18 protein-coding genes are annotated in these 18,420 nt (G+C 68.2%); 9 read left to right on the top strand and 9 right to left on the bottom strand.

Going from position 1 to position 18,420, the window contains the following annotated elements:
• Positions 1 to 1,347, top strand: a complete 1,347-nt coding sequence (locus tag HFL01S_RS06350) for a PAS domain-containing sensor histidine kinase (RefSeq protein ID WP_066256239.1) — start codon at positions 1 to 3, stop codon at positions 1,345 to 1,347.
• Between the two features lie 25 nt (positions 1,348 to 1,372).
• Positions 1,373 to 2,131: a sulfite exporter TauE/SafE family protein gene (locus tag HFL01S_RS06345; protein ID WP_066256237.1), complete on the top strand. Its 759-nt coding sequence runs from the start codon at positions 1,373 to 1,375 to the stop codon at positions 2,129 to 2,131.
• 4 nt (positions 2,132 to 2,135) lie between these two features.
• Here HFL01S_RS06345 and mrdA read toward each other — a convergent pair whose 3' ends face one another.
• The 4 genes from mrdA to HFL01S_RS06325 are packed head-to-tail and all read right to left on the bottom strand — an operon-like array spanning position 2,136 to position 6,644.
• The gene (gene mrdA / locus HFL01S_RS06340; RefSeq protein ID WP_066256235.1) at positions 2,136 to 4,085 is read right to left on the bottom strand and encodes a penicillin-binding protein 2; all 1,950 of its coding nucleotides are present in this window, start codon (positions 4,083 to 4,085) and stop codon (positions 2,136 to 2,138) included.
• Between the two features lies 1 nt (position 4,086).
• Entirely contained in the window at positions 4,087 to 4,617 is a 531-nt protein-coding gene (gene mreD, locus HFL01S_RS06335; protein ID WP_066256233.1) for a rod shape-determining protein MreD, read from the bottom strand.
• The gene (gene mreC / locus HFL01S_RS06330) at positions 4,614 to 5,558 is read right to left on the bottom strand and encodes a rod shape-determining protein MreC (protein ID WP_066256230.1); all 945 of its coding nucleotides are present in this window, start codon (positions 5,556 to 5,558) and stop codon (positions 4,614 to 4,616) included. The genes mreD and mreC overlap by 4 nt, the downstream gene beginning before the upstream one ends.
• Positions 5,559 to 5,600: 42 nt before the next feature.
• Positions 5,601 to 6,644, bottom strand: a complete 1,044-nt coding sequence (locus HFL01S_RS06325; RefSeq protein ID WP_066256228.1) for a rod shape-determining protein — start codon at positions 6,642 to 6,644, stop codon at positions 5,601 to 5,603.
• A 266-nt stretch (positions 6,645 to 6,910) separates the two neighbouring features.
• Between HFL01S_RS06325 and gatC the strand changes: the two genes are divergently transcribed.
• The 3 genes from gatC to gatB are packed head-to-tail and all read left to right on the top strand — an operon-like array spanning position 6,911 to position 10,166.
• The gene (gene gatC / locus HFL01S_RS06320; RefSeq protein ID WP_066256225.1) at positions 6,911 to 7,210 is read left to right on the top strand and encodes an Asp-tRNA(Asn)/Glu-tRNA(Gln) amidotransferase subunit GatC; all 300 of its coding nucleotides are present in this window, start codon (positions 6,911 to 6,913) and stop codon (positions 7,208 to 7,210) included.
• Positions 7,207 to 8,703: an Asp-tRNA(Asn)/Glu-tRNA(Gln) amidotransferase subunit GatA gene (gene gatA / locus HFL01S_RS06315; protein WP_066256223.1), complete on the top strand. Its 1,497-nt coding sequence runs from the start codon at positions 7,207 to 7,209 to the stop codon at positions 8,701 to 8,703. Before gatC ends, gatA begins: the two co-directional genes overlap by 4 nt.
• Positions 8,704 to 8,705: 2 nt before the next feature.
• A complete protein-coding gene (gene gatB, locus HFL01S_RS06310; protein ID WP_066256221.1) occupies positions 8,706 to 10,166 on the top strand; it encodes an Asp-tRNA(Asn)/Glu-tRNA(Gln) amidotransferase subunit GatB in 1,461 nt (486 codons plus the stop codon).
• A 32-nt stretch (positions 10,167 to 10,198) separates the two neighbouring features.
• Here gatB and HFL01S_RS06305 read toward each other — a convergent pair whose 3' ends face one another.
• Both HFL01S_RS06305 and pyrE read right to left on the bottom strand, forming a co-directional pair.
• Positions 10,199 to 10,864 (bottom strand): DUF4124 domain-containing protein, encoded by a 666-nt coding sequence (locus tag HFL01S_RS06305; RefSeq protein WP_245644743.1) that lies wholly within the window; start codon positions 10,862 to 10,864, stop codon positions 10,199 to 10,201.
• Between the two features lie 9 nt (positions 10,865 to 10,873).
• Positions 10,874 to 11,590, bottom strand: coding sequence for an orotate phosphoribosyltransferase (gene pyrE / locus HFL01S_RS06300; RefSeq protein ID WP_066256219.1), 717 nt, complete (start codon positions 11,588 to 11,590; stop codon positions 10,874 to 10,876).
• Between the two features lie 10 nt (positions 11,591 to 11,600).
• Here pyrE and HFL01S_RS06295 point away from each other — a divergent pair, with 10 nt between their 5' ends.
• From HFL01S_RS06295 to HFL01S_RS06285, 3 genes are all read left to right on the top strand, one after another.
• Positions 11,601 to 12,392 carry an exodeoxyribonuclease III gene (locus tag HFL01S_RS06295; protein WP_066256217.1) on the top strand — a complete coding sequence of 264 codons (792 nt, stop codon included), beginning with the start codon at positions 11,601 to 11,603 and terminating at the stop codon, positions 12,390 to 12,392.
• Between the two features lie 203 nt (positions 12,393 to 12,595).
• On the top strand, positions 12,596 to 13,537 hold the full coding sequence (locus tag HFL01S_RS06290) for a LysR family transcriptional regulator (protein ID WP_066256580.1): 942 nt from the start codon (positions 12,596 to 12,598) through the stop codon (positions 13,535 to 13,537).
• Between the two features lie 64 nt (positions 13,538 to 13,601).
• Positions 13,602 to 14,240, top strand: a complete 639-nt coding sequence (locus HFL01S_RS06285) for an MBL fold metallo-hydrolase (RefSeq protein ID WP_066256215.1) — start codon at positions 13,602 to 13,604, stop codon at positions 14,238 to 14,240.
• 24 nt (positions 14,241 to 14,264) lie between these two features.
• Here HFL01S_RS06285 and HFL01S_RS06280 read toward each other — a convergent pair whose 3' ends face one another.
• Together HFL01S_RS06280 and HFL01S_RS06275 are read right to left on the bottom strand one after the other, a co-directional pair.
• Positions 14,265 to 14,501, bottom strand: a complete 237-nt coding sequence (locus tag HFL01S_RS06280) for a PA2433 domain-containing protein (RefSeq protein ID WP_066256212.1) — start codon at positions 14,499 to 14,501, stop codon at positions 14,265 to 14,267.
• Positions 14,502 to 14,548: 47 nt separating this feature from the next.
• Positions 14,549 to 15,403 carry a M48 family metallopeptidase gene (locus HFL01S_RS06275; protein ID WP_066256211.1) on the bottom strand — a complete coding sequence of 285 codons (855 nt, stop codon included), beginning with the start codon at positions 15,401 to 15,403 and terminating at the stop codon, positions 14,549 to 14,551.
• 70 nt (positions 15,404 to 15,473) lie between these two features.
• Here HFL01S_RS06275 and HFL01S_RS06270 point away from each other — a divergent pair, with 70 nt between their 5' ends.
• Positions 15,474 to 16,901, top strand: coding sequence for an AmpG family muropeptide MFS transporter (locus HFL01S_RS06270; protein WP_157538777.1), 1,428 nt, complete (start codon positions 15,474 to 15,476; stop codon positions 16,899 to 16,901).
• Here HFL01S_RS06270 and HFL01S_RS06265 read toward each other — a convergent pair.
• Positions 16,867 to 18,411, bottom strand: coding sequence for a class I adenylate-forming enzyme family protein (locus HFL01S_RS06265; protein ID WP_066256205.1), 1,545 nt, complete (start codon positions 18,409 to 18,411; stop codon positions 16,867 to 16,869). The two genes, HFL01S_RS06270 and HFL01S_RS06265, sit on opposite strands and share 35 nt — an antisense overlap.
• Positions 18,412 to 18,420: the final 9 nt, after the last annotated feature.

Genomic DNA, 18,420 nt, shown 5'->3' with positions numbered 1-18,420 from the left:
ATGAGCAAAGACCGCGCACCCAGCCCGCTGCCCACCGCGCCCATGGAGGGCGTGGACGAATCGACCTGGCTGGACGTGATCCAGAAGATGGACGAGGTCTACACCCGGCTCATCGACGACGAGGTGGAGCTGGAGAAGAAGAACAGCGAACTGGAGCAGTCGCAGCAGTTCATCTTCAGCGTGCTCAGCGCCATGTCGGACGTGCTCATCGTCTGCGATGAGCGCGGCCTGATCGAGCAGACCAACGCCGCCCTGTGCGAGCTGGTGGGACGGCGCGACGAACAGCTGCGCGGCACCAGCCTGGCCGACCTGCTGGCCGACGCCGCCAGCGTGCAGGCGGCGCGCGCCGCCATGGACCGCGGCGAGGCGCCGCACGGCGGCCAGGGCATCGAGCTGAACCTGCTGGACCGACAGGGACAGCCGGTGCCGGTGGACGCCAACTGCACACCGCGCATCGGTGCCAACGGCAAGCGCCTGGGCACGGTCTGGGTCGGGCGGCCGACGGCCGAGCTCAAGCGCGCCTACCAGGAGATGCGCACCGCCCACGAAGCCTTGAAGCGCACCCAGCAACAGCTGCTGCATTCGGAAAAGATGGCCTCGCTCGGCCAGCTGGTGGCCGGCGTGGCGCACGAGCTGAACAACCCGATCAGCTTCGTGCTGGGCAACGTGCATGCGCTCAACAAGTACAGCCAGCGCCTGCGCAGCTACATCGCCGCCTTTCACGCCCACGAGCCCGAAGCCGTGCTGCAGCAGCAGCGCGAGAAGCTGCGCATCGACCACCTGCTGGCCGATCTGCCCTCGCTGATCGACGGCACGCTCGAAGGCGCGCAGCGCACCGCCGACATCGTGCACGGCCTCAAGCGCTTCTCGGCCATGGACCCGGAGGAGCGCAAGCCGGTGAACCTGGTCGAGGTGATCGAGCGCGCCATCCACTGGGTGCAGAAGGGCAGGGCGGTGCCGGTGCCGGTGCGCTGGGCTCCGCTGCAGGCCTGCACCGTGCTGGGCAGTGCCGGCCAGTTGCAGCAGGTGATGATGAACCTGCTGCAGAACGCCTTCGACGCGCTGTCGTCTGTGCCCGAGCCCATGGTCTGGGTCGAGATGGGCTGCACCGGCGAGTCCGACAGGCCCACGGTTCGCGTCACGTTGCGCGACAACGGCCCGGGCATTCCGCCCGAACACCTGCTGCGCATCTTCGACCCCTTCTTCACCACCAAGCCGGTGGGCAAGGGCACGGGCCTGGGCCTGTCGATCAGCTACGGCATCGTGGAGCAGCACGGCGGCCACCTGAGTGCGCGCAACGCTGAGAGCGGCGGCGCGGAGTTCGTGCTGGAGCTGCCGCGGGCTTGATCGGGCCGGCGGCGACAATCGCCGAATGGAGATCTTTCTTGTTTCGCTGGCCTCGTTGTTTGCCGGCTTCGTCGATTCGATCGTGGGTGGTGGTGGCCTGATCCTCACGCCCACCCTGTTCGCGATCTTTCCCACCACCCACCCGGCCACCCTGTTCGGCGTCAACAAGAGCGCGTCGATCTGGGGCACGGCCGCCGCCGCCGCGCAGTACGCGCAGCGCGTGCAGATGCCCTGGCATGCGCTGCTGCCCGCGGTGGCGGTGTGTTTTGCAGGGGCCATGGCGGGCGCCTGGACCGTGACGGTGATCTCGCCCGATTTCCTGCGCAAGGCGCTGCCGCTGATCCTGCTGCTGGTGCTGGGCTACACCCTGATGCGCAAGGACCTCGGCCGCCACCACACGCCGCGCTTCTCCGCCCGTGGCGAGATGCTGGCGGCCTGCACGCTCGGCCTGCTGATCGGTTTCTACGATGGATTCTTCGGCCCCGGCACCGGCAGCTTCTTCGTCTTCCTGTTCGTGCGCTGGCTGGGCTACGACTTCCTGCACGCCAGCGCCAGCGCCAAGCTGCTCAACACCGCGTCCAACCTAGCGGCGCTGATCCTGTTCTCGCTCAAGGGCCACATCTGGTGGCACTACGTGCTGCCTCTGGCAGCGGCCAACGTCATCGGCAGCCTGCTGGGCACGCGGCTGGCGCTCAAGCACGGCAGCGGCTTCGTGCGCCTGGCCTTCATCGTGGTGGTGTCGGCGCTGATCCTGAAGACGTCCTACGACGCCTGGCTCCGCTGAGACCTCAGGGGCTGTCCCAGGGGACCTCGCTGGCCTTGAGCGGCGTGCCGATGGGGGCGCCGGCTTCGCCCTTCTGCACCGCGGCCAGGTCCTGCGGGTTGGGGTACTGGTCCATCAGCAGGTAGCCGAACACGCGCCGCGCGATCGGCGCCGCGGCGGCCGCGCCGAAGCCCGCGTTCTCGACCACCACGGCCAGCGCCACGGAGGGGTTCTCAAGCGGTGCGAAGGCCAGGTAGAGCGAGTGGTCGCGCTGGTGTTCTTCGAGCTTGCGCGCGTCGTAGCGGTCCTTCTGGCCGATGGTCACCGCCTGGGCCGTGCCGGTCTTGCCGCCGCTGAGGTAGCCGGCGCCGGCGAACACCCGCGTCGAGGTGCCTTCGACAGTGACGCCGTGCATGGCGCGCAGCACGGTGTCGATGTTCTGGCGCTTGAACCCCAGGTTGACTTCGGTGGGCGTGGGCAGCGGCGTGCGCTCGCGCGTCACCACGTTCTCGGTGGCCAGCGTCAGGTGGGGCGTGCGCTTGACGCCGCCGCCCGCCAGCGTGGCCATGGCGTGGGCCAGCTGCAGCATGGTGAAGTTGTTGTAGCCCTGGCCGATGCCCAGCGAGATGGTTTCGCCCGCGTACCACTTCTGCTGCTCGGGCCGCTTGTAGGTCTTGCGCTTCCACTCCTGGTTGGGCAGCACGCCACGCACCTCGCCCTTGAGGTCGATGCCGGTGATCTGACCGAAGCCCAGTGGTGCCATGAAGTCGTGCATGGCATCCACACCCATCTCGTTGGCCAGCGAGTAGTAGTAGACGTTGCTCGACTTGACGATGCTGCGGTGCATGTCGACCGCGCCCAGGCCGCCGTCGCCGTGGCTTCGGAAGCGGTGGTTGCCGAACATCCAGTAGCCCGGGTCGTTGATGACGGTGCTCGCGCTGCGGGTACCGGTCTCCAGCGCACCCAGGGCCATGAAGGGTTTGTAGGTGGAGCCGGGCGGGTAGGTGCCGCGCAGGGCGCGGTTGAGCAGGGGCTTGTCCAGCGACTCGTTGAGGGTCTTCCAGTTCTCCGAGTCGATGCCCTCGACGAACAGGTTGGGGTCGAAAGTGGGCTTGGACACGAAGGCCAGCACCTCGCCGTTGCGCGGGTCGATGGCCACCAGCGCGCCGCGGCGCTCGCCGAACATGTCCTCCACCAGCTTCTGCAGCTTGATGTCGATCGCCAGCACCACGGTGTTGCCCGGGGTGGCCGGCGTATTGGCCAGCGAGCGCACCGCGCGGCCACCGGCCGAGGTCTCGACGCGGTCGAAGCCGGTGACGCCGTGCAGCTCGCGCTCGTAGTGCTGCTCGGTGCCCAGCTTGCCGATGTAGTCGGTGCCGCGGTAGTTGGCCTGGTCCTCTTCCGGCCACTCCTCGATGCTTTCCTTCTCCCGCTGGTTGATGCGGCCGATGTAGCCGATCACATGGCTGGCCACCTCGCCGTGGGGGTAGTGGCGGATCAGGCGGGCGCGCACGTCCACCCCGGGGAAGCGGTAGCGCTGTGCGGTGAAGCGCGCGACCTCGTCGTCGGTCAGGCGGGTGCGGATGGGCAGCGAATCGAAGCGCCGCGATTCTTCGAGCAGCTTGCGAAAGCGCCGCTTGTCGCGCGGCTGGATGTCCACCAGCTCGCCCAGTGCCTCGATGGTGCTGTCCAGGTCCTCGACCTTGGAGGGGGTGATCTCCAGCGTGTAGGCCGAGAAGTTGGTGGCCAGCACGCGGCCGTGCCGGTCCAGGATCTGGCCACGGTTGGGCACCACCGGCAGCACCGCGGTGCGGTTGCTCTCGGCCTGGGCGTCGAAGTCCTCGTGGCGCAGCACCTGCAGGTAGACCATGCGCGCGGCCAGCAGGCCGAATGCGAACAGCACCGCCAGTCCCGCCACCACCACCCGGGTGCGGAACTGCGCCAGGTCGGCTTCGACATTGCGAAGTTCGGTCATGTCAGAGCGGGCGGTTGTCGTCCGGGTCCGGTGCGCGGCGCTGGGGTGCCAGCAGCAGCACCGAGGCCACCGGCCACAGTGCGGCCTCGATCACCGGGGCCAGCAGGTGGCTCCAGTCCGGGAGGCCGTCGCCGGCGATCAGCCGCACCAGCCACTCCAGCGCGTGCACCGCGAAGAACAGCGGCAGCACCTGCACCGCCTGCGTCGGCACGTCGAACCACAGCAGGCGCCGGTGCATGAACACCGCGAAGTAGCCGAGCACGGTGTAGGCCAGGGCGTGCTGGCCCAGCAGCGCACCCTGGTGCACGTCGATCACCAGGCCGAAGAAGAAGGCCGTGCCCACGCCGATACGCAGCGGCTGGTGCACGCTCCAGAACACCAGGGCCACGATCAGCAGGTCGGGCGTCCATGCGGCGCGGCCCCACAGGCCCATGTTCATGAGGATGTTGATCAGGAGCGCGCCGAACAGGCTGCTCCAGATGAACACCGGGTTGGCCGGCAGCAGCAACTGCTGCCCGGGTCGCATGATCATGGCGCCCTCCCTCGGTCGGACGGGGCGGCGGCAGGGGGCGCACCCTTGCCGGCAGCGGCCTGGCCTGCTGGCGGTGCGGGCAGCGACTGTCCCACGGGCGTGAGCACCAGCACGTGCAGGGCGCCCTGCATGCGGGCCACCGGCGCGCAGTTGACACGGGTGAACGAAGACTCGGCGCGTCGCTCGACCTTGGTGATGCGCCCCACGGGCAGACCGGCCGGGTAGACCCCGTCGACGCCACTGGTGGTCAGCAGGTCGCCCTCGTTGATGTCGGCGTTGGCCAGGGTGTAGCGCAGCTCCAGCCCGTCACCGTCTTCGCCGGGCTGGCCGTAGACCACGCTGCGCACGCCGGTGCGGGTGTTGAGCACCGGGATGGCCTGGTCGCGGTCGATCAGCATCGTGACTTCGGACACCAGGGGGTAGACGCGCGTGACCTGGCCCAGCACGCCGCTGTCGTCGATCACGGGCGAGCCCGGCACGATGCCGTGGGTCTGGCCGCGATCGATCACCACCTTGCGCGAATAGGGGTCGGCCGCGTCGTAGAGCACCTGTGCACCCGTGGCGGGCGTGGTGATGCGCTCGCGCATCACCAGCAGTTCGCGCAGGCGCAGGTTTTCCAGCATCAGCTGTTCAACCTGCAACGCGCGCTCGGCCTGCTGGGCCAGCCGCTGGCGGGCGTCTGCTTCGTCCTGCTGGGCGGTGTGCAGGCTGGTGAAGTAGCCGCCGGCCTGGCGGGCGGCGTCCACCGGCTGCATCACCAGCCACTGCACCGGGTACAGGGCCGTGGCGAGCGCGGCTCGCAGCGGCGTGGTGATGCGAAAGCGGGTGTCTGCGACCATCAGGAACAGCGCGATCGCGCTGAACACCATGAGCTTGGACAGGGCCGACGGCCCCTGTTTGAAAAACGGGGGCGGTGTGCGGTCCAGGGTGCCCAGTGGCATGGCGGGATGGGCTCTCGACGGGGCCGGTGATCCGGCGCGCGCTTATTCGCTGGTGAAGATGGTGCCCAGGCGTTCCATGCGCTCCAGGGCCATGCCGCAGCCACGCACCACGCAGGTCAGCGGCTCTTCGGCCACCAGCACCGGCAGTCCGGTTTCTTCGGCCAGCAGGCGGTCCAGGTCGCGCAGCAGGGCGCCACCGCCGGTCAGCATCATGCCGCGCTCGGCGATGTCGGCCCCCAGCTCGGGCGGCGTCTGCTCCAGCGCGCTCTTGACGGCCGAGACGATGCTGTTGAGCGGGTCGGTCAGGGCTTCGAGGATCTCGTTGCTGGAGATGGTGAAGCTGCGCGGCACGCCCTCGGAGAGGTTGCGGCCCTTGACTTCCATTTCCTTGACTTCGCTGCCGGGGAAGGCCGAGCCGATGTTCTTCTTGATCGCTTCGGCGGTGGGCTCGCCGATCAGCATGCCGTAGTTGCGGCGGATGTAGGCAATGATGGCGTCGTCAAAGCGGTCGCCGCCGACGCGCACGCTGCCCTTGTAGACCATGCCGCCCAGCGAGATCACGCCCACTTCGGTGGTGCCGCCGCCGATGTCGACCACCATCGAGCCAGAGGCGTCGGACACCGGCAGGCCGGCGCCGATGGCCGCGGCCATGGGTTCTTCGATCAGGTAGACCTCGGAGGCACCGGCGCCCAGGGCGGATTCGCGGATGGCACGGCGCTCGACCTGGGTCGAGCCGCAGGGCACGCAGATGATGATGCGCGGGCTCGGCTTGAACATCGAGCGCGGGTGCACCATCTTGATGAACTGCTTGAGCATCTGCTCGGTGACGGTGAAGTCGGCGATCACGCCGTCCTTCATCGGGCGGATCGCCTCGATGTTGCCCGGCACCTTGCCCAGCATGGCCTTGGCCTCGTGGCCCACGGCCTGGATGGTCTTCTTGCCCTGGGGACCGCCCTCGTGGCGGATCGAGACCACCGAAGGCTCGTCGAGCACGATGCCCTTGCCGCGGACGTAGATCAGGGTGTTGGCGGTGCCGAGGTCAATGGCCAGGTCGGTCGAGAAACTCCGACGGAACGCTTCAAACATGGTGCGAAAAATCCTGTGGGGCGCGACCGCCGCTTCGTGTGGCCGCCGCCGGGTGCGGGTCGGAGGAAATCCGGTTAAGTCCTTGATTCAGCGACAAAAACGGCCCGATGGGCGGTCGGGGTCGCCAAACCTTGGATAATACCGTATCCCCTGTGCATAACTGCGCGCAACGGGGGCGAAATCATCTCCTTTACAGGCCGTTTCAGCCGCCTCGCGGTGCGCCCGGGCCTGATTTCTTTCGACTGACCGTCCCGGAATTCCCCGTCATGTCCCTGACCCTGACCGACATCGGCCGCATCGCCAACCTGGCCCGGCTGGAAATGCCCCCTGCCCAGGCCGAGCGCATGCTCACCCAGCTCAACGGCTTTTTCGACATCGTCGAACAGATGAACGCGGTGGACACCACCGGCGTGGAGCCGCTGGCCCACCCGACCGCCGTCATCGATCACGTCAGCCTGCGCCTGCGCCCGGACGTGGCCAGCGAACCCAACAACCGCGAGGCCAACCAGAAAAGCGCCCCCGCCGTCGAGCGCGGCCTGTTCCTCGTGCCCAAGGTGATCGAATGAGCGTTCAAGACCTGCATCAGATGGGGGTGGCCGAACTGGCTGCGGCCATTGCCGACAAGAAGACCTCCGCCGTGGAAGCCGCGCAGACCCTGCTGGGCCGCGCGAAGCAGCATGAGAACCTGGGTGCCTACCTGGCCTTCAACGAAGACCTGACCCTGTCGCAGGCGAAGGCTGCCGACGCGCGCATCGCCGCCGGCGAGCGCGGCCCGCTGCTGGGCGTGCCGCTGGCGCACAAGGACATCTTCGTGACGCAGGGCTTCCCCAGCACCGCGGGCAGCAAGATGCTGGAGGGCTACCAGAGCCCCTTCGACGCCACCGTGGTCGCCAAGCTCGCACAAGCTGGCGCCGTGACCCTGGGCAAGCTCAACTGCGACGAATTCGCCATGGGCGGCAGCAACGAGAACTCGGCCTACGGTGTCGCCCGCAACCCCTGGGACACAGACCGTGTGCCTGGCGGTTCCTCGGGCGGCTCGGCCGTGGCGGTCGCGGCGCGCCTGGCGCCGGCCGTCACCGGAACCGACACCGGCGGCTCCATCCGCCAGCCGGCCAGCTTCTGCAACGTCACCGGCATTAAGCCCACCTACGGCCGCTGCTCGCGCTACGGCATGATCGCCTTCGCCTCCAGCCTGGACCAGGCCGGCCCGATGGCGCGCAGCGCCGCCGACTGCGCCACACTGCTGAGCGCGATGGCTGGCCCCGATATCGACCGCGACTCCACCAGCCTGGACCACCCGGCCGAGGACTACACGCGCCTGCTCGGCACCCCGCGCGAAGGCGCAACCGCCGCGCAGCCGCTCAAGGGTCTGCGCATCGGCCTGCCCCAGGAGTTTTTCGGCGAAGGCTGCGCCCCCGACGTGGTGGCCGCCGTGCGCGCCGCATTGAGCGAGTACGAGAAGCTGGGCGCCACGCTGATCGACATCTCGCTGCCGCGCACCCAACTGTCCATCCCGGTCTACTACATCATTGCGCCGGCCGAAGCCTCGTCCAACCTGAGCCGCTTCGACGGCGTGAAGTTCGGCCACCGTGCCGCGCAATACAGCGACCTGGTCGACATGTACAAAAAGTCGCGCAGCGAAGGTTTCGGCCCCGAGGTGCAGCGCCGCATCATGATCGGCACCTATGTGCTGAGCCACGGCTACTACGACGCCTATTACCTCAAGGCGCAGCAGATCCGCCGCCTGATCGCGCAGGACTTCCAGCAGGCCTTCTCCCAGTGTGACGTGATCGCCGGCCCCGCCGCGCCGACCACCGCATGGAAGATCGGCGAGATGAGCGACGACCCGGTGGCCAACTACCTGGCGGACATCTTCACGCTGCCGGCCTCGCTGGCGGGACTTCCGGGCATGAGCGTGCCAGCGGGCTTTGGTACGGGCGGCTTGCCCGTCGGCCTGCAGCTGATCGGCAACTATTTCAAGGAAGGCGAACTGCTGCAGACCGCACACGCTTTCCAGCAGGCCACCGACTGGCACACGAAGACGCCGGAGGGCTTCTGAACATGAGCGAGAAAAAACAAGCTTCCCTGCTGGTGCAAGGCTATGAGGTCGTGATCGGCTTCGAGACCCACGCGCAGCTGGCCACGAACAGCAAGATCTTCAGCCGCGCGCCCACGGCCTTCGGTGCCGAGCCCAACACCCAGGCCTGCGCGGTGGACCTGGCGCTGCCGGGCACGCTGCCGGTGATGAACCGCGAGGCGGTGGCCCATGCCATCCGCCTGGGGCTGGCGCTGGGCTCGCACATTGCCGAGCAGAGCGTGTTCGCGCGCAAGAACTACTTCTACCCCGACCTGCCCAAGGGCTACCAGATCAGCCAGTTCGAGATCCCGGTGGTGCAGGGCGGCGAGGTGAGCTTCTTCCTCGGCGACGAGAAGAAGACGGTGCGCCTGGTGCGCGCCCACCTGGAAGAAGACGCGGGCAAGAGCCTGCACGAGGACTTCATTGGCCAGAGCGGCATCGACCTCAACCGCGCCGGCACGCCGCTGCTGGAGATCGTGACCGAGCCCGACATCCGCTCCAGCGCCGAAGCCGTGGCCTACGCGAAAGAGCTGCACAAGATCGTGACCTGGATCGGCGTCTGCGACGGCAACATGCAGGAAGGCTCGTTCCGCTGCGACGCCAACGTTTCGGTGCGCAAGCCTGGCGCGCCGCTGGGCACGCGCCGGGAGATCAAGAACCTGAACTCGTTCAAGTTCATGCAGCAGGCGATCGACTACGAGATCCGCTGGCAGATCGAGCAGATCGAAGACGGCTTCGAGATCCAGCAGGCCACGGTGCTGTTCGACCCCGACACCGGCGAGACGCGCGCCATGCGCACCAAGGAAGACGCGGCCGATTACCGCTACTTCCCCGACCCCGACCTGCCGCCGCTGGTGATCGCGCGTTCGTGGGTCGATGAGGTGAAGGCCAGCATGCCCGAGCTGCCGCGCCAGATGGCCGAGCGCCTGGTGCAGGCCTACGGCCTGCCTGAGTACGACGCGACCACGCTGACGCAGAGCCCGGCAATGGCGGCCTACTTCGAGACCGCCGCCAAGGCCAGCGGCCAGGCCAAGATGGCCAGCAACTGGATCACGGGCGAGGTCTCGCGCCGCCTGAACAACGAAGAGAAAGACATCGCCCAGGTGCCGGTGAGCGCAGAGACGCTGGCCGCTCTGCTCAAACGCATCGCCGACGGCACGGTGTCCAACAACGCTGCCAAGCAGGTGATGGATGCGCTGTGGGCGGGCGAGGGCAGCGACGTGGACGCCGTCATCGAAGCCAAGGGCCTCAAGCAGATGAACGACAGCGGCGCGCTGGAAAAGATCATCGACGAGGTGATGGCTGCCAACGCGCCCATGGTCGAGCAGTTCCGCGCCGGCAAGGACAAGGCCTTCAACGCGCTGGTGGGTCTGGTCATGAAGGCCAGCAAGGGCAAGGCCAACCCGCAGCAGGCCAACGAGCTGCTCAAGCAAAAGCTCGGCTGAGAAGGCTGCGCCGTGTCAGCGGCGCAGCGGAGTCACCGTTTCGTCCAGAGCGTGCGCAGCTTGGCCAGCTCTTCGTCGAACCGGGCGTTGATTCGCTGCTTCTCCAGGTTCTGGTCGCTCAGGAAGCGGTTCTGCACCTGAACCTGCTGGGTGTTGTCCTCCAGCTTGCGCTGCAGCCAGGCCGGCGCCTTCTTGGGGTCGCCCTGATAGAACTCCAGCTCCTGGTCAATCTCCTGGCGTTGCTTGCCCAGCTCGGTCACGCGCTTTTTCACCGCGTCGATGACCTCGTCGATCTGCTTGAGCGCTTCTGCGCGCTCTTTGTCGTGCATGGCCTGGTTGGGGTAGCGGATCAGCAGGGCCCGCTCGCGCCGCCGCTCTTCGGCGATCCGCGAGCGCTCCAGCTCCTCCGCACGGCGCTGTTCTTCGAGGCGGGCTCTCTCTTCCGCTGTGTAGCTGGGCGGCACGACCCGCCGGACCGTGCCTGAGGAGCCCAGTTCCTTCTGTTCGCGGTCCAGGCAGTCGACGATGGGGCGGTCCGAGGTGAGGCGCCGGCCCTTGCTGTCCACGCAGCTGTAGATGCCGCCGCTGTTCTTCTCCTGGGCCACGGCCATCGGGGCCGTCAGGGCCAGCAACAGCAGGCCTACACCGGCCAGGCAGTGGCAACAGGCAGTGGCGGCGGTGGACACAGATCGGATCAAGGCGTTTCCTCAGGCAACGCCGTAGCGTTCGCGGTAAGCCAGCACGCGGTCCCGGTGCTGGTTCAGTTCGGCTCCCGTATGGCCCGTCAGATACTGCAGCAAATCCTCCAACCTCGCAATGGCGCAGACCTTGAGCCTCAGGGCGTTCTGCACATACTGCACGGCGCTGTGGTCCACATCCCGCACCGTGCCGTCGGCGGCCTTCTCGGTGGCCTTCTCCTGCCGGTCCAGTGCGATGGCCACGGCGTGTGCGGTGGCGCCAGCGGCCTGGATCAGGGCGATCGACTCGCGCGCGGCGGTGCCGGCGCTCATCACATCGTCGACGATGAGCACCCGGCCCTTGAGCGGCGCACCGACCAGCGTGCCGCCCTCGCCGTGGTCCTTGGTTTCCTTGCGGTTGTAGGCAAACGGCACGTTGCGGCCCAGGCGGGCCAGCTCGATGGCCACGGCGGCGCCCAGCGGAATGCCCTTGTAGGCGGGGCCGAAGATCATGTCGAACTCAATGCCACTGGCGATCAGGGCCTGTGCATAGAATTGCGCAAGCCGGCCGAGCTTGGCGCCGTCGTCGAACAGCCCGGCGTTGAAAAAGTAGGGCGAGAGGCGCCCGGCTTTGGTCTTGAACTCGCCAAAGCGCAACACGCCCGAGTCCACGCAGAACTGCACGAAGTCCTGCGCCAGTGAATCTTCTTTTGCATCGGCGCCCGCGGCGCCCGCATCCAACGACATGGGGAAATCCTTGTTCAAACTGACCAGCCTCAATCTCAACGGCATCCGTTCGGCCAGCAACAAAGGGCTGGAAAACTGGCTCGCCGGGCATTCGCCGGATTGTATTTGTGTGCAGGAAGTCAAGGCCCAGGCCGCAGACGTGGCCGGTCGGTTCGAGGAGATGGTTGGCCTCAAGGGCCATTTCCATTTCGCGGAAAAGAAGGGCTACTCGGGCGTGGCGGTCTACACCCGGCACGAGCCCAGCGACGTGGTCATCGGCTTTGACGGCGGCGAATTCGACGCCGAGGGCCGCTGGGCCGAGTTGCGCTTCGACACGCCCAAGCGCAAGTTCTCGGTCATCAGCGTCTACTTTCCCAGCGGCTCGTCCGGCCCCGAACGGCAGGAAGCCAAGTACCGCTTCCTGGACCTGATGTACCCGCACCTGATGGCGCTGAAGCAGACGCGCGACTTCGTGATCTGCAGCGATGTCAACATCGCCCACCAGGAAAAAGACCTGAAGAACTGGCGCAGCAACCAAAAGAACAGCGGCTTCCTGCCCGAAGAGCGCGCCTGGATGACGAAGCTGCTGAACGAGGGTGGGTTGATCGACGTCTACCGCCGGCTGCAGCCCGACACCACGGACACCTGCTACACATGGTGGAGCAACCGGGGTCAGGCGTATGCCAACAACGTGGGGTGGCGGCTGGACTACCACCTCGCGACCCCGGCCTTCGCCGAGACCGCGCGCAGCGAGGCGATCTACAAGGGCGAGAAGTTCAGCGACCACGCCCCGATCACCATCGAATACGACTTCAAGCTCTGAGCCGCTGCTCAGAACCCGGGGCCACACCGCGGGTGAGCGGTGTTGCGGACGACCGTGCTGGCCTGGTGGGGCGCTGACTGACCGCTTTTGGCGGGCAGGACGGGTATCCGCTGGGGTGGGTGTATTGAACGCGGGGCAGGGTCATCTGTCCAATACAGAGCATTCACACTGCCATCTCGAAATCAGATGGATCGGTGCTCGAGATGGAACTCAGACAGTTGCGCTATTTCGTTGCGATCGCCGACAGTGGCAGCGTCACCAAGGCGGCCGAACGCGTGTTCGTGGCGCAGTCGGCGCTGAGCCACCAGCTCGCGCAACTGGAGGCGGAACTGGGTGTGAGCCTGTTTGAGCGTTCCCGCCGGGGCGTGGGGCTGACCGAGGCCGGGCAGCGGTTCTTTCCGCACGCCGTGTCGATCCTTCGCCAGGCCGAGGAAGCCGTGGCCAGTGCCCGCAGCACCCGCCAGGAGCCCGAGGGCACGGTGGTGTTCGGCCTGCCGCACAGCGCCTCCAGCGCCCTGGCGCTGCCGCTGCTGCGCGAGGTGAGGCAACGCTTTCCCCGGGTGACGCTGGAGCTGACCGAGGAACTCACCGGGAACCTGTCGCGCCAGCTGCGCACCGGCCAGATCCAGCTGGCGGTGCTGTTTGACGATGGCCAGCTCGGGGGCTTTTCGGTGACCCCTGTGCTGAGCGAGCAGCTCTGCCTGATCGAGCCGGCCAGCGCGCCCAGGACGGGGCGCCGCGGTCGCGCGCTGACTCTGCAGCAGGCACTGGCGCAGCCGCTGATCCTGCCGGCCAGCCCGCATGGTGTGCGCCCGATCATCGAGGCGGCTGCCGCCGCAGCGGGCCTGCCACCACCGAGGGTCGAGGCGGATATCAGTTCGATCAGCATCCTGCGCACCACGCTGCTGGCCGGCCTGGGCCGCACGCTGCTGCCGGTCATGCCCCTGCAGGCCGACATCGACACGGGCCTGCTGCGCGCCACGCCGGTGGGCCCTCCGCCCCTGGAGCGGGTGCTGGCGGTGTGCAGCTCGGCCCACATTCCGCGCTCCACGGCCTGCCAGGCGGTGGCCGCACTGGCGGTGGAGACGATGCAGCAGCTCTGTCGCCACGGGCACTGGGTGGGCGCGCGGTCCCTGGTTGGCTGACCGGGGTGAGGGAAAATCTGGTGCGGGGCAGCCGCCTCACCGACTATCGCGCTGCCGACCCACCATGTTCCGTTACCAGACCATCCCCGTCACCGCCTTTGCCCAGAACTGCTCCATCGTCTGGTGCGATGAAACCCGCGACGCCGCCGTGATCGACCCGGGCGGCGACCTCGACCGGCTGGTCGACGCGGCGAAGCAGCTGGGCGTTGCGCTCAAGGCCATCTGGCTGACCCATGCCCACATCGACCACGCGGGTGGCACGGCCGAACTGGCCGAGCGGCTGGGCCTGCCCATCATCGGCCCGCACCCCGGCGACCAGTTCTGGATCGACGGCCTGCCGCAGCAGAGCCGGATGTTCGGCTTTCCGCCGGCGGGCCACTTCACGCCGACCCGCTGGCTGGCCGACGGCGACACGGTGCAGATCGGGCGCTGCACGCTCCACGTGCGGCACTGCCCGGGCCACACGCCGGGCCACGTGGTGTTCCACTCGCCTGAGGCGCAGCGGGTTTTCGTGGGCGATGTGCTGTTCGCCGGCAGCATTGGCCGCACCGATTTCCCTCAGGGCAACCACGCGCAGCTGATCGCCAGCATCAGGGAGCGGCTCTGGCCCATGGGGGACGACACAGTCTTCATCCCGGGGCATGGGCCGGAGAGCACGCTGGGCGAGGAGCGGCGTTTCAACCCCTACGTCAAGGCGGCCTGAGCGGCCCGCCCGGACACGGCCCGCTTAGAGGCCGAGCATCTTCTTGGCTTCGCCGAGCGCCTTCATGGACTCGTCGTGCTTACCTTCCTTGTGCATCTTTTCTCCTTGCGCGCGCAAGGACTTCACCTTGTCCATGTCGGCCGCGGACAGGCTCGGGCTGGCGCCGAGCTTGGCATCGATCGCCTTCATTTCGTTGGGGCAGTTGTGGGCAAAGGCCGCCGAGCAGAACAGCAGGGCGGACGCGGTCACCAGGGCTTTCATGGCGTGTCTCCTTAGGGTGGGCGTCGGCGGTCGCCGACGGGCGGATGCTAGCCCCGCCGGGCCTGCTCGTACAGCCCTTGCACCTTCGGCACATTCGCCTGCAGCTGCTTGATCCGATCCGGACCGCTGGGGTGGGTCGAGAGGAAGGCGATGCCGTTGCCGCCACCGGCCTTGGCCATCTTCTGCCAGAGGCTGACGCTGGCATTGGGCTGGTAGGCGCCGCGCGCCGCCAGCTCCAGGCCTACCAGATCGGCCTCGCTCTCGTCTTCGCGGCTGAACTTGAGCGTCAGCAGCTGTGAGCCCATGTCGGCGGCAACCGCGCCCAGGTTGCCCAGGCCCAGCAGTTCGGCGCCCAGGCGCAGGCCGAGGTTGGTGGCGCTGCTCTTGGCCAGGCGCTCGCGCGCGTGTTCGCGCAGTGCGTGGGCCATTTCGTGGCCCATGATCATCGCGGTCTCGTCGTCGCTGAGCTGCAGCTTGTTCAGGATGCCGGTGTAGAAGGCGATCTTGCCGCCGGGCAGGCAGAAGGCGTTGATCTGGTCGCTGTTGATCAGCGCCACCTGCCACTGCCAGTCCTTCGCCCGCGGGTTCCAGGCGGCGGTGAACGGAATGATCTTCTTCGCGATGGCGTGCAGGCGCTTGGTCTGCGGGTGGTCGGCGGGCATCAGCGCGTTCTGCTTCTTCGCCTCCTGCACCGTGGCCACGAACTGCTGGGCACCAGCTTTTTCAATGGTTTCGGCGGGCACCAGCTTGCGCATGCTCGACGCCTTGCCAACATCGACCTGGGCCATGGCCGGCGCGGCTGCCGCCGCGGACGCGGCGAGCAGGAAGGCGCGCCGGGCCTGCCAGGGACCGGCGGCCGGGGCATCGGGGGAGCGCTGTTTGAGGTCGCAGAGAAAGCACATGGGCCAATAATAGGCAAAGCCCCCGTCGCCTGCCACGGGTCCGCCGCTTGGCCTCGCGCCCACCCTGTTCATGAACCAGCCATCCGTCACGCCAGCGTCGCCCGACACCCACGCCACGCCCCCCCGGCCCAGCTGGGGCGATACCCTCAAGGCCTACCTGGAGCCGGCCAGCCTGCGCATGTTCGCGCTCGGGTTTTCGGCTGGCCTGCCGCTGCTGCTGGTGCTGGGCACGCTGAGCTTCCGCCTGCGCGAGGCGGGGCTGGACCGCACCACCATCGGTTACCTGAGCTGGGTGGGTCTTGCATACGGTTTCAAGTGGGTCTGGTCGCCGCTGGTCGACCGGCTGCCGATCCCGCTGCTGACCCACGCCATGGGGCGCCGCCGCAGCTGGCTGTTGCTGTCGCAACTCGCGATCATGGTGGCGCTGGCGGGCATGGCGTTCGCCGATCCGCGCAGCCAGCTGAACCTGGTGGTCTGGTGTGCGCTGGCGGTGGCCTTCGCCTCGGCCACGCAGGACATCGCGCTGGACGCCTACCGCATCGAGTCGGCCGACGCCGCGCATCAGGGCGCGCTGGCCGCGACGTACCAGACCGGCTACCGGCTGGCCATGATCTGGGCTGGCGCCGGCGTGCTCTGGCTGGCGGCGCGGGCCGAGGTGGCGCCTGTGGCAGCCCAGGCGGCGGCTGCGGTGGCCGGGGCTGTCGAGGCCACCAAACCGGCGCCCGGCGCGCTCTACCAGAACGCCGCCTGGGCCACGGCCTACCTGGTGATGGCGGCGAGCATGCTGGTCGGCGTGGTGACGGTGCTGTTCTCGCGTGAGCCGGCCCAGGTGGCGCTGCCGCCCAGCCGCAACGCGGCCGAGTGGTTCCGCGGCGCCTTCGTCGAGCCGTTTGCCGATTTCCTCAAGCGCTACGGCATGCACGCGCTGCTGATCCTGGCGCTGATCGGCGTCTACCGCATCAGCGACGTGGTGATGGGCATCATGGCCAACCCGTTTTATGTGGACATGGGCTACACCAAAGACGAGGTGGCCGCGGTCACCAAGGTCTACGGCGTGATCATGACCCTGGTGGGCGCCTTCGTCGGCGGCGCGCTCTCGCTGCGGCTGGGCGTGATGCGGGTGCTGATGCTGGGCGCCATCCTATCGGCCGCGAGCAACCTGCTGTTCGCCTGGCTGGCCGGCCACGGCCACGACGTGACGGCGCTGATCGCCGTGGTCTCGGCCGACAACCTGAGCGCTGGCGTGGCGTCGGCGGCCTTCATCGCCTACCTGTCGAGCCTGACCAACGTCAGCTACTCGGCCACGCAGTACGCGCTCTTCAGTTCCATGATGTTGCTGGCGCCCAAGTGGCTGGCGGGCTACTCCGGTGCCTTCGTCGACGCCTACGACTACCCGACCTTCTTCACCGCCACCGCGCTGCTCGGGCTGCCGGTGCTGGTGCTGATCTGGCTGGCCACCCGCGTCAGTTCGCCGGCGGCGTCTCCAGCAGCGCCTTGAGTGCTGCCTTCTGGACCTTGCCCAGCGCAGTGCGCGGCAGGGCCTCCAGCAGCACCCAGCGGCGCGGCCACTTGTAGCGCGCCAGCCGGCCGTCTAGGAAGGCGCGCAGCGACGCGTCCCAGTCGTCGTCTGCCGACGCATCGCGCAGCACCACCACCGCCACCGCCACCTCGCCCCAGCGCGCGTCGGCCTGCCCGACCACGCTGCATTCGGCCACCGCCGGGTGGGTGGCGATCAGGTTTTCGATCTCGGCCGGGTAGATGTTCTCGCCGCCCGAAATGATCATGTCCTTGGCGCGGCCGACCACGGTGAAGCTGCCGTCCGCCGCCTGCTGCGCCAGGTCGCCGCTGTGGAAGAACCCGTCTGCGTCGAGGGCGGGCTTGTCGGGCCAGTAGGTGGCGACCACATTGGGCGCCCGCACTGCGATCTCGCCGACCTGTCCAGTGGCCACAGGCTGGCCAAGGCCGTCCAGCAGCCGGATCTCCACACCCGGCGCCGGCCAGCCGCAGGAGCCGATGTGGGTAGCGGCGTGCTCCGGCGGCAGGGCGATGGAAAACGGGCCAGTCTCGGTGCTGCCGTAGACGTTGCTCACCGGCACGCCACGCGCCATGAAGGCCTTGAGCGGCTCGGGTGACAGCACCGAAGACCCGGCCCAGACCGTGCGCAGGCACGAAAGGTCGGTGGCGGTCCAGCCGGGGTGGGCGGTCAGCGCCTGCAGGGTGGCGGGTACCTGCAGCGTCAGGCTGGGCCGTTCGACGGCAATGGCCCGCAGCGTGGCCGCGGGATCGAAGCGGCTGTGCAGCAGCACGGTGGCACCGACCGAGAGTGCCGGCAGGGTCTGGATGCACAGGCCGCCCACGTGGAAAAGTGGGAGCACGGTCAGCACCGTGTCCTCCGCCGTCAGGCCCTGCACCTGCGCGGCGATGGCCATGTTCGCCAGCAGGTTGCCCTGGGTGTGCACGGCGGCCTTGGGCGCGCCGGTGGTGCCCGAGGTGTAGACCAGCAGCACCGGGCGGTCCAGAGCCTCGGCCGGGGCTTCCGGCAGCAGGGTGGACGGCGCGCACGCGAGCAGGTGGTCGAGCATGAGGTCGACCGGGCGACCGGGGCCATCGCAGAGCACGCCCGCCGCCTCGCTGAACGAGGTGTCGTGCACCAGCAGCTTGGGCGTGCAGTCGCCCAGCACCGCGGCCCACTCCGTCGTCGCCAGCCGGGTGTTCAGCGGCACCAGCACCGCCTCCAGGCGCCCGAGCGCGAACAGCGCGGCGATCAGCGCCGGGTGGTTCAGCCCCAGCCAGGCGACCCGGTCGCCCCGGCGCACACCCAGCACCATGAAGCACCTGGCCAGCGCATCGGCCTCGGCGTTCAGCCGGGCGAAGTTCCAGTCGCTGCGCTCGCCCGTCGTGGTATCGAGCCAGCGAACGGCCGGGGTGTCGGGCCGGGTCTGCGCCAGGCCGTGCAGCAGACCGGGCAACGAGCGGGCGGGCAGGGCGGGGACGTCGGGCTTGAACATGGCGGTAAC

The organism is Hydrogenophaga flava NBRC 102514, assembly GCF_001571145.1.
Classification (GTDB): domain Bacteria; phylum Pseudomonadota; class Gammaproteobacteria; order Burkholderiales; family Burkholderiaceae_C; genus Hydrogenophaga; species Hydrogenophaga flava.
Note: the sequence above shows the minus strand (reverse complement) of the source record. Positions and strands in the feature narration are given on the sequence as shown.

Bases quoted from the DNA above. Each gene is read 5' to 3' on its own strand.
- HFL01S_RS06350 (WP_066256239.1), top strand. From the start codon at position 1: ATGAGCAAAGACCGCGCACCCAGCCCGCTGCCCACCGCGCCCATGGAG.
- HFL01S_RS06345 (WP_066256237.1), top strand. From the start codon at position 1,373: ATGGAGATCTTTCTTGTTTCGCTGGCCTCGTTGTTTGCCGGCTTCGTC.
- mrdA (WP_066256235.1), bottom strand. From the start codon at position 4,085: ATGACCGAACTTCGCAATGTCGAAGCCGACCTGGCGCAGTTCCGCACC.
- mreD (WP_066256233.1), bottom strand. From the start codon at position 4,617: ATGATCATGCGACCCGGGCAGCAGTTGCTGCTGCCGGCCAACCCGGTG.
- mreC (WP_066256230.1), bottom strand. From the start codon at position 5,558: ATGCCACTGGGCACCCTGGACCGCACACCGCCCCCGTTTTTCAAACAG.
- HFL01S_RS06325 (WP_066256228.1), bottom strand. From the start codon at position 6,644: ATGTTTGAAGCGTTCCGTCGGAGTTTCTCGACCGACCTGGCCATTGAC.
- gatC (WP_066256225.1), top strand. From the start codon at position 6,911: ATGTCCCTGACCCTGACCGACATCGGCCGCATCGCCAACCTGGCCCGG.
- gatA (WP_066256223.1), top strand. From the start codon at position 7,207: ATGAGCGTTCAAGACCTGCATCAGATGGGGGTGGCCGAACTGGCTGCG.
- gatB (WP_066256221.1), top strand. From the start codon at position 8,706: ATGAGCGAGAAAAAACAAGCTTCCCTGCTGGTGCAAGGCTATGAGGTC.
- pyrE (WP_066256219.1), bottom strand. From the start codon at position 11,590: ATGTCGTTGGATGCGGGCGCCGCGGGCGCCGATGCAAAAGAAGATTCA.
- HFL01S_RS06290 (WP_066256580.1), top strand. From the start codon at position 12,596: ATGGAACTCAGACAGTTGCGCTATTTCGTTGCGATCGCCGACAGTGGC.
- HFL01S_RS06285 (WP_066256215.1), top strand. From the start codon at position 13,602: ATGTTCCGTTACCAGACCATCCCCGTCACCGCCTTTGCCCAGAACTGC.
- HFL01S_RS06280 (WP_066256212.1), bottom strand. From the start codon at position 14,501: ATGAAAGCCCTGGTGACCGCGTCCGCCCTGCTGTTCTGCTCGGCGGCC.
- HFL01S_RS06275 (WP_066256211.1), bottom strand. From the start codon at position 15,403: ATGTGCTTTCTCTGCGACCTCAAACAGCGCTCCCCCGATGCCCCGGCC.
- HFL01S_RS06270 (WP_157538777.1), top strand. From the start codon at position 15,474: ATGAACCAGCCATCCGTCACGCCAGCGTCGCCCGACACCCACGCCACG.
- HFL01S_RS06265 (WP_066256205.1), bottom strand. From the start codon at position 18,411: ATGTTCAAGCCCGACGTCCCCGCCCTGCCCGCCCGCTCGTTGCCCGGT.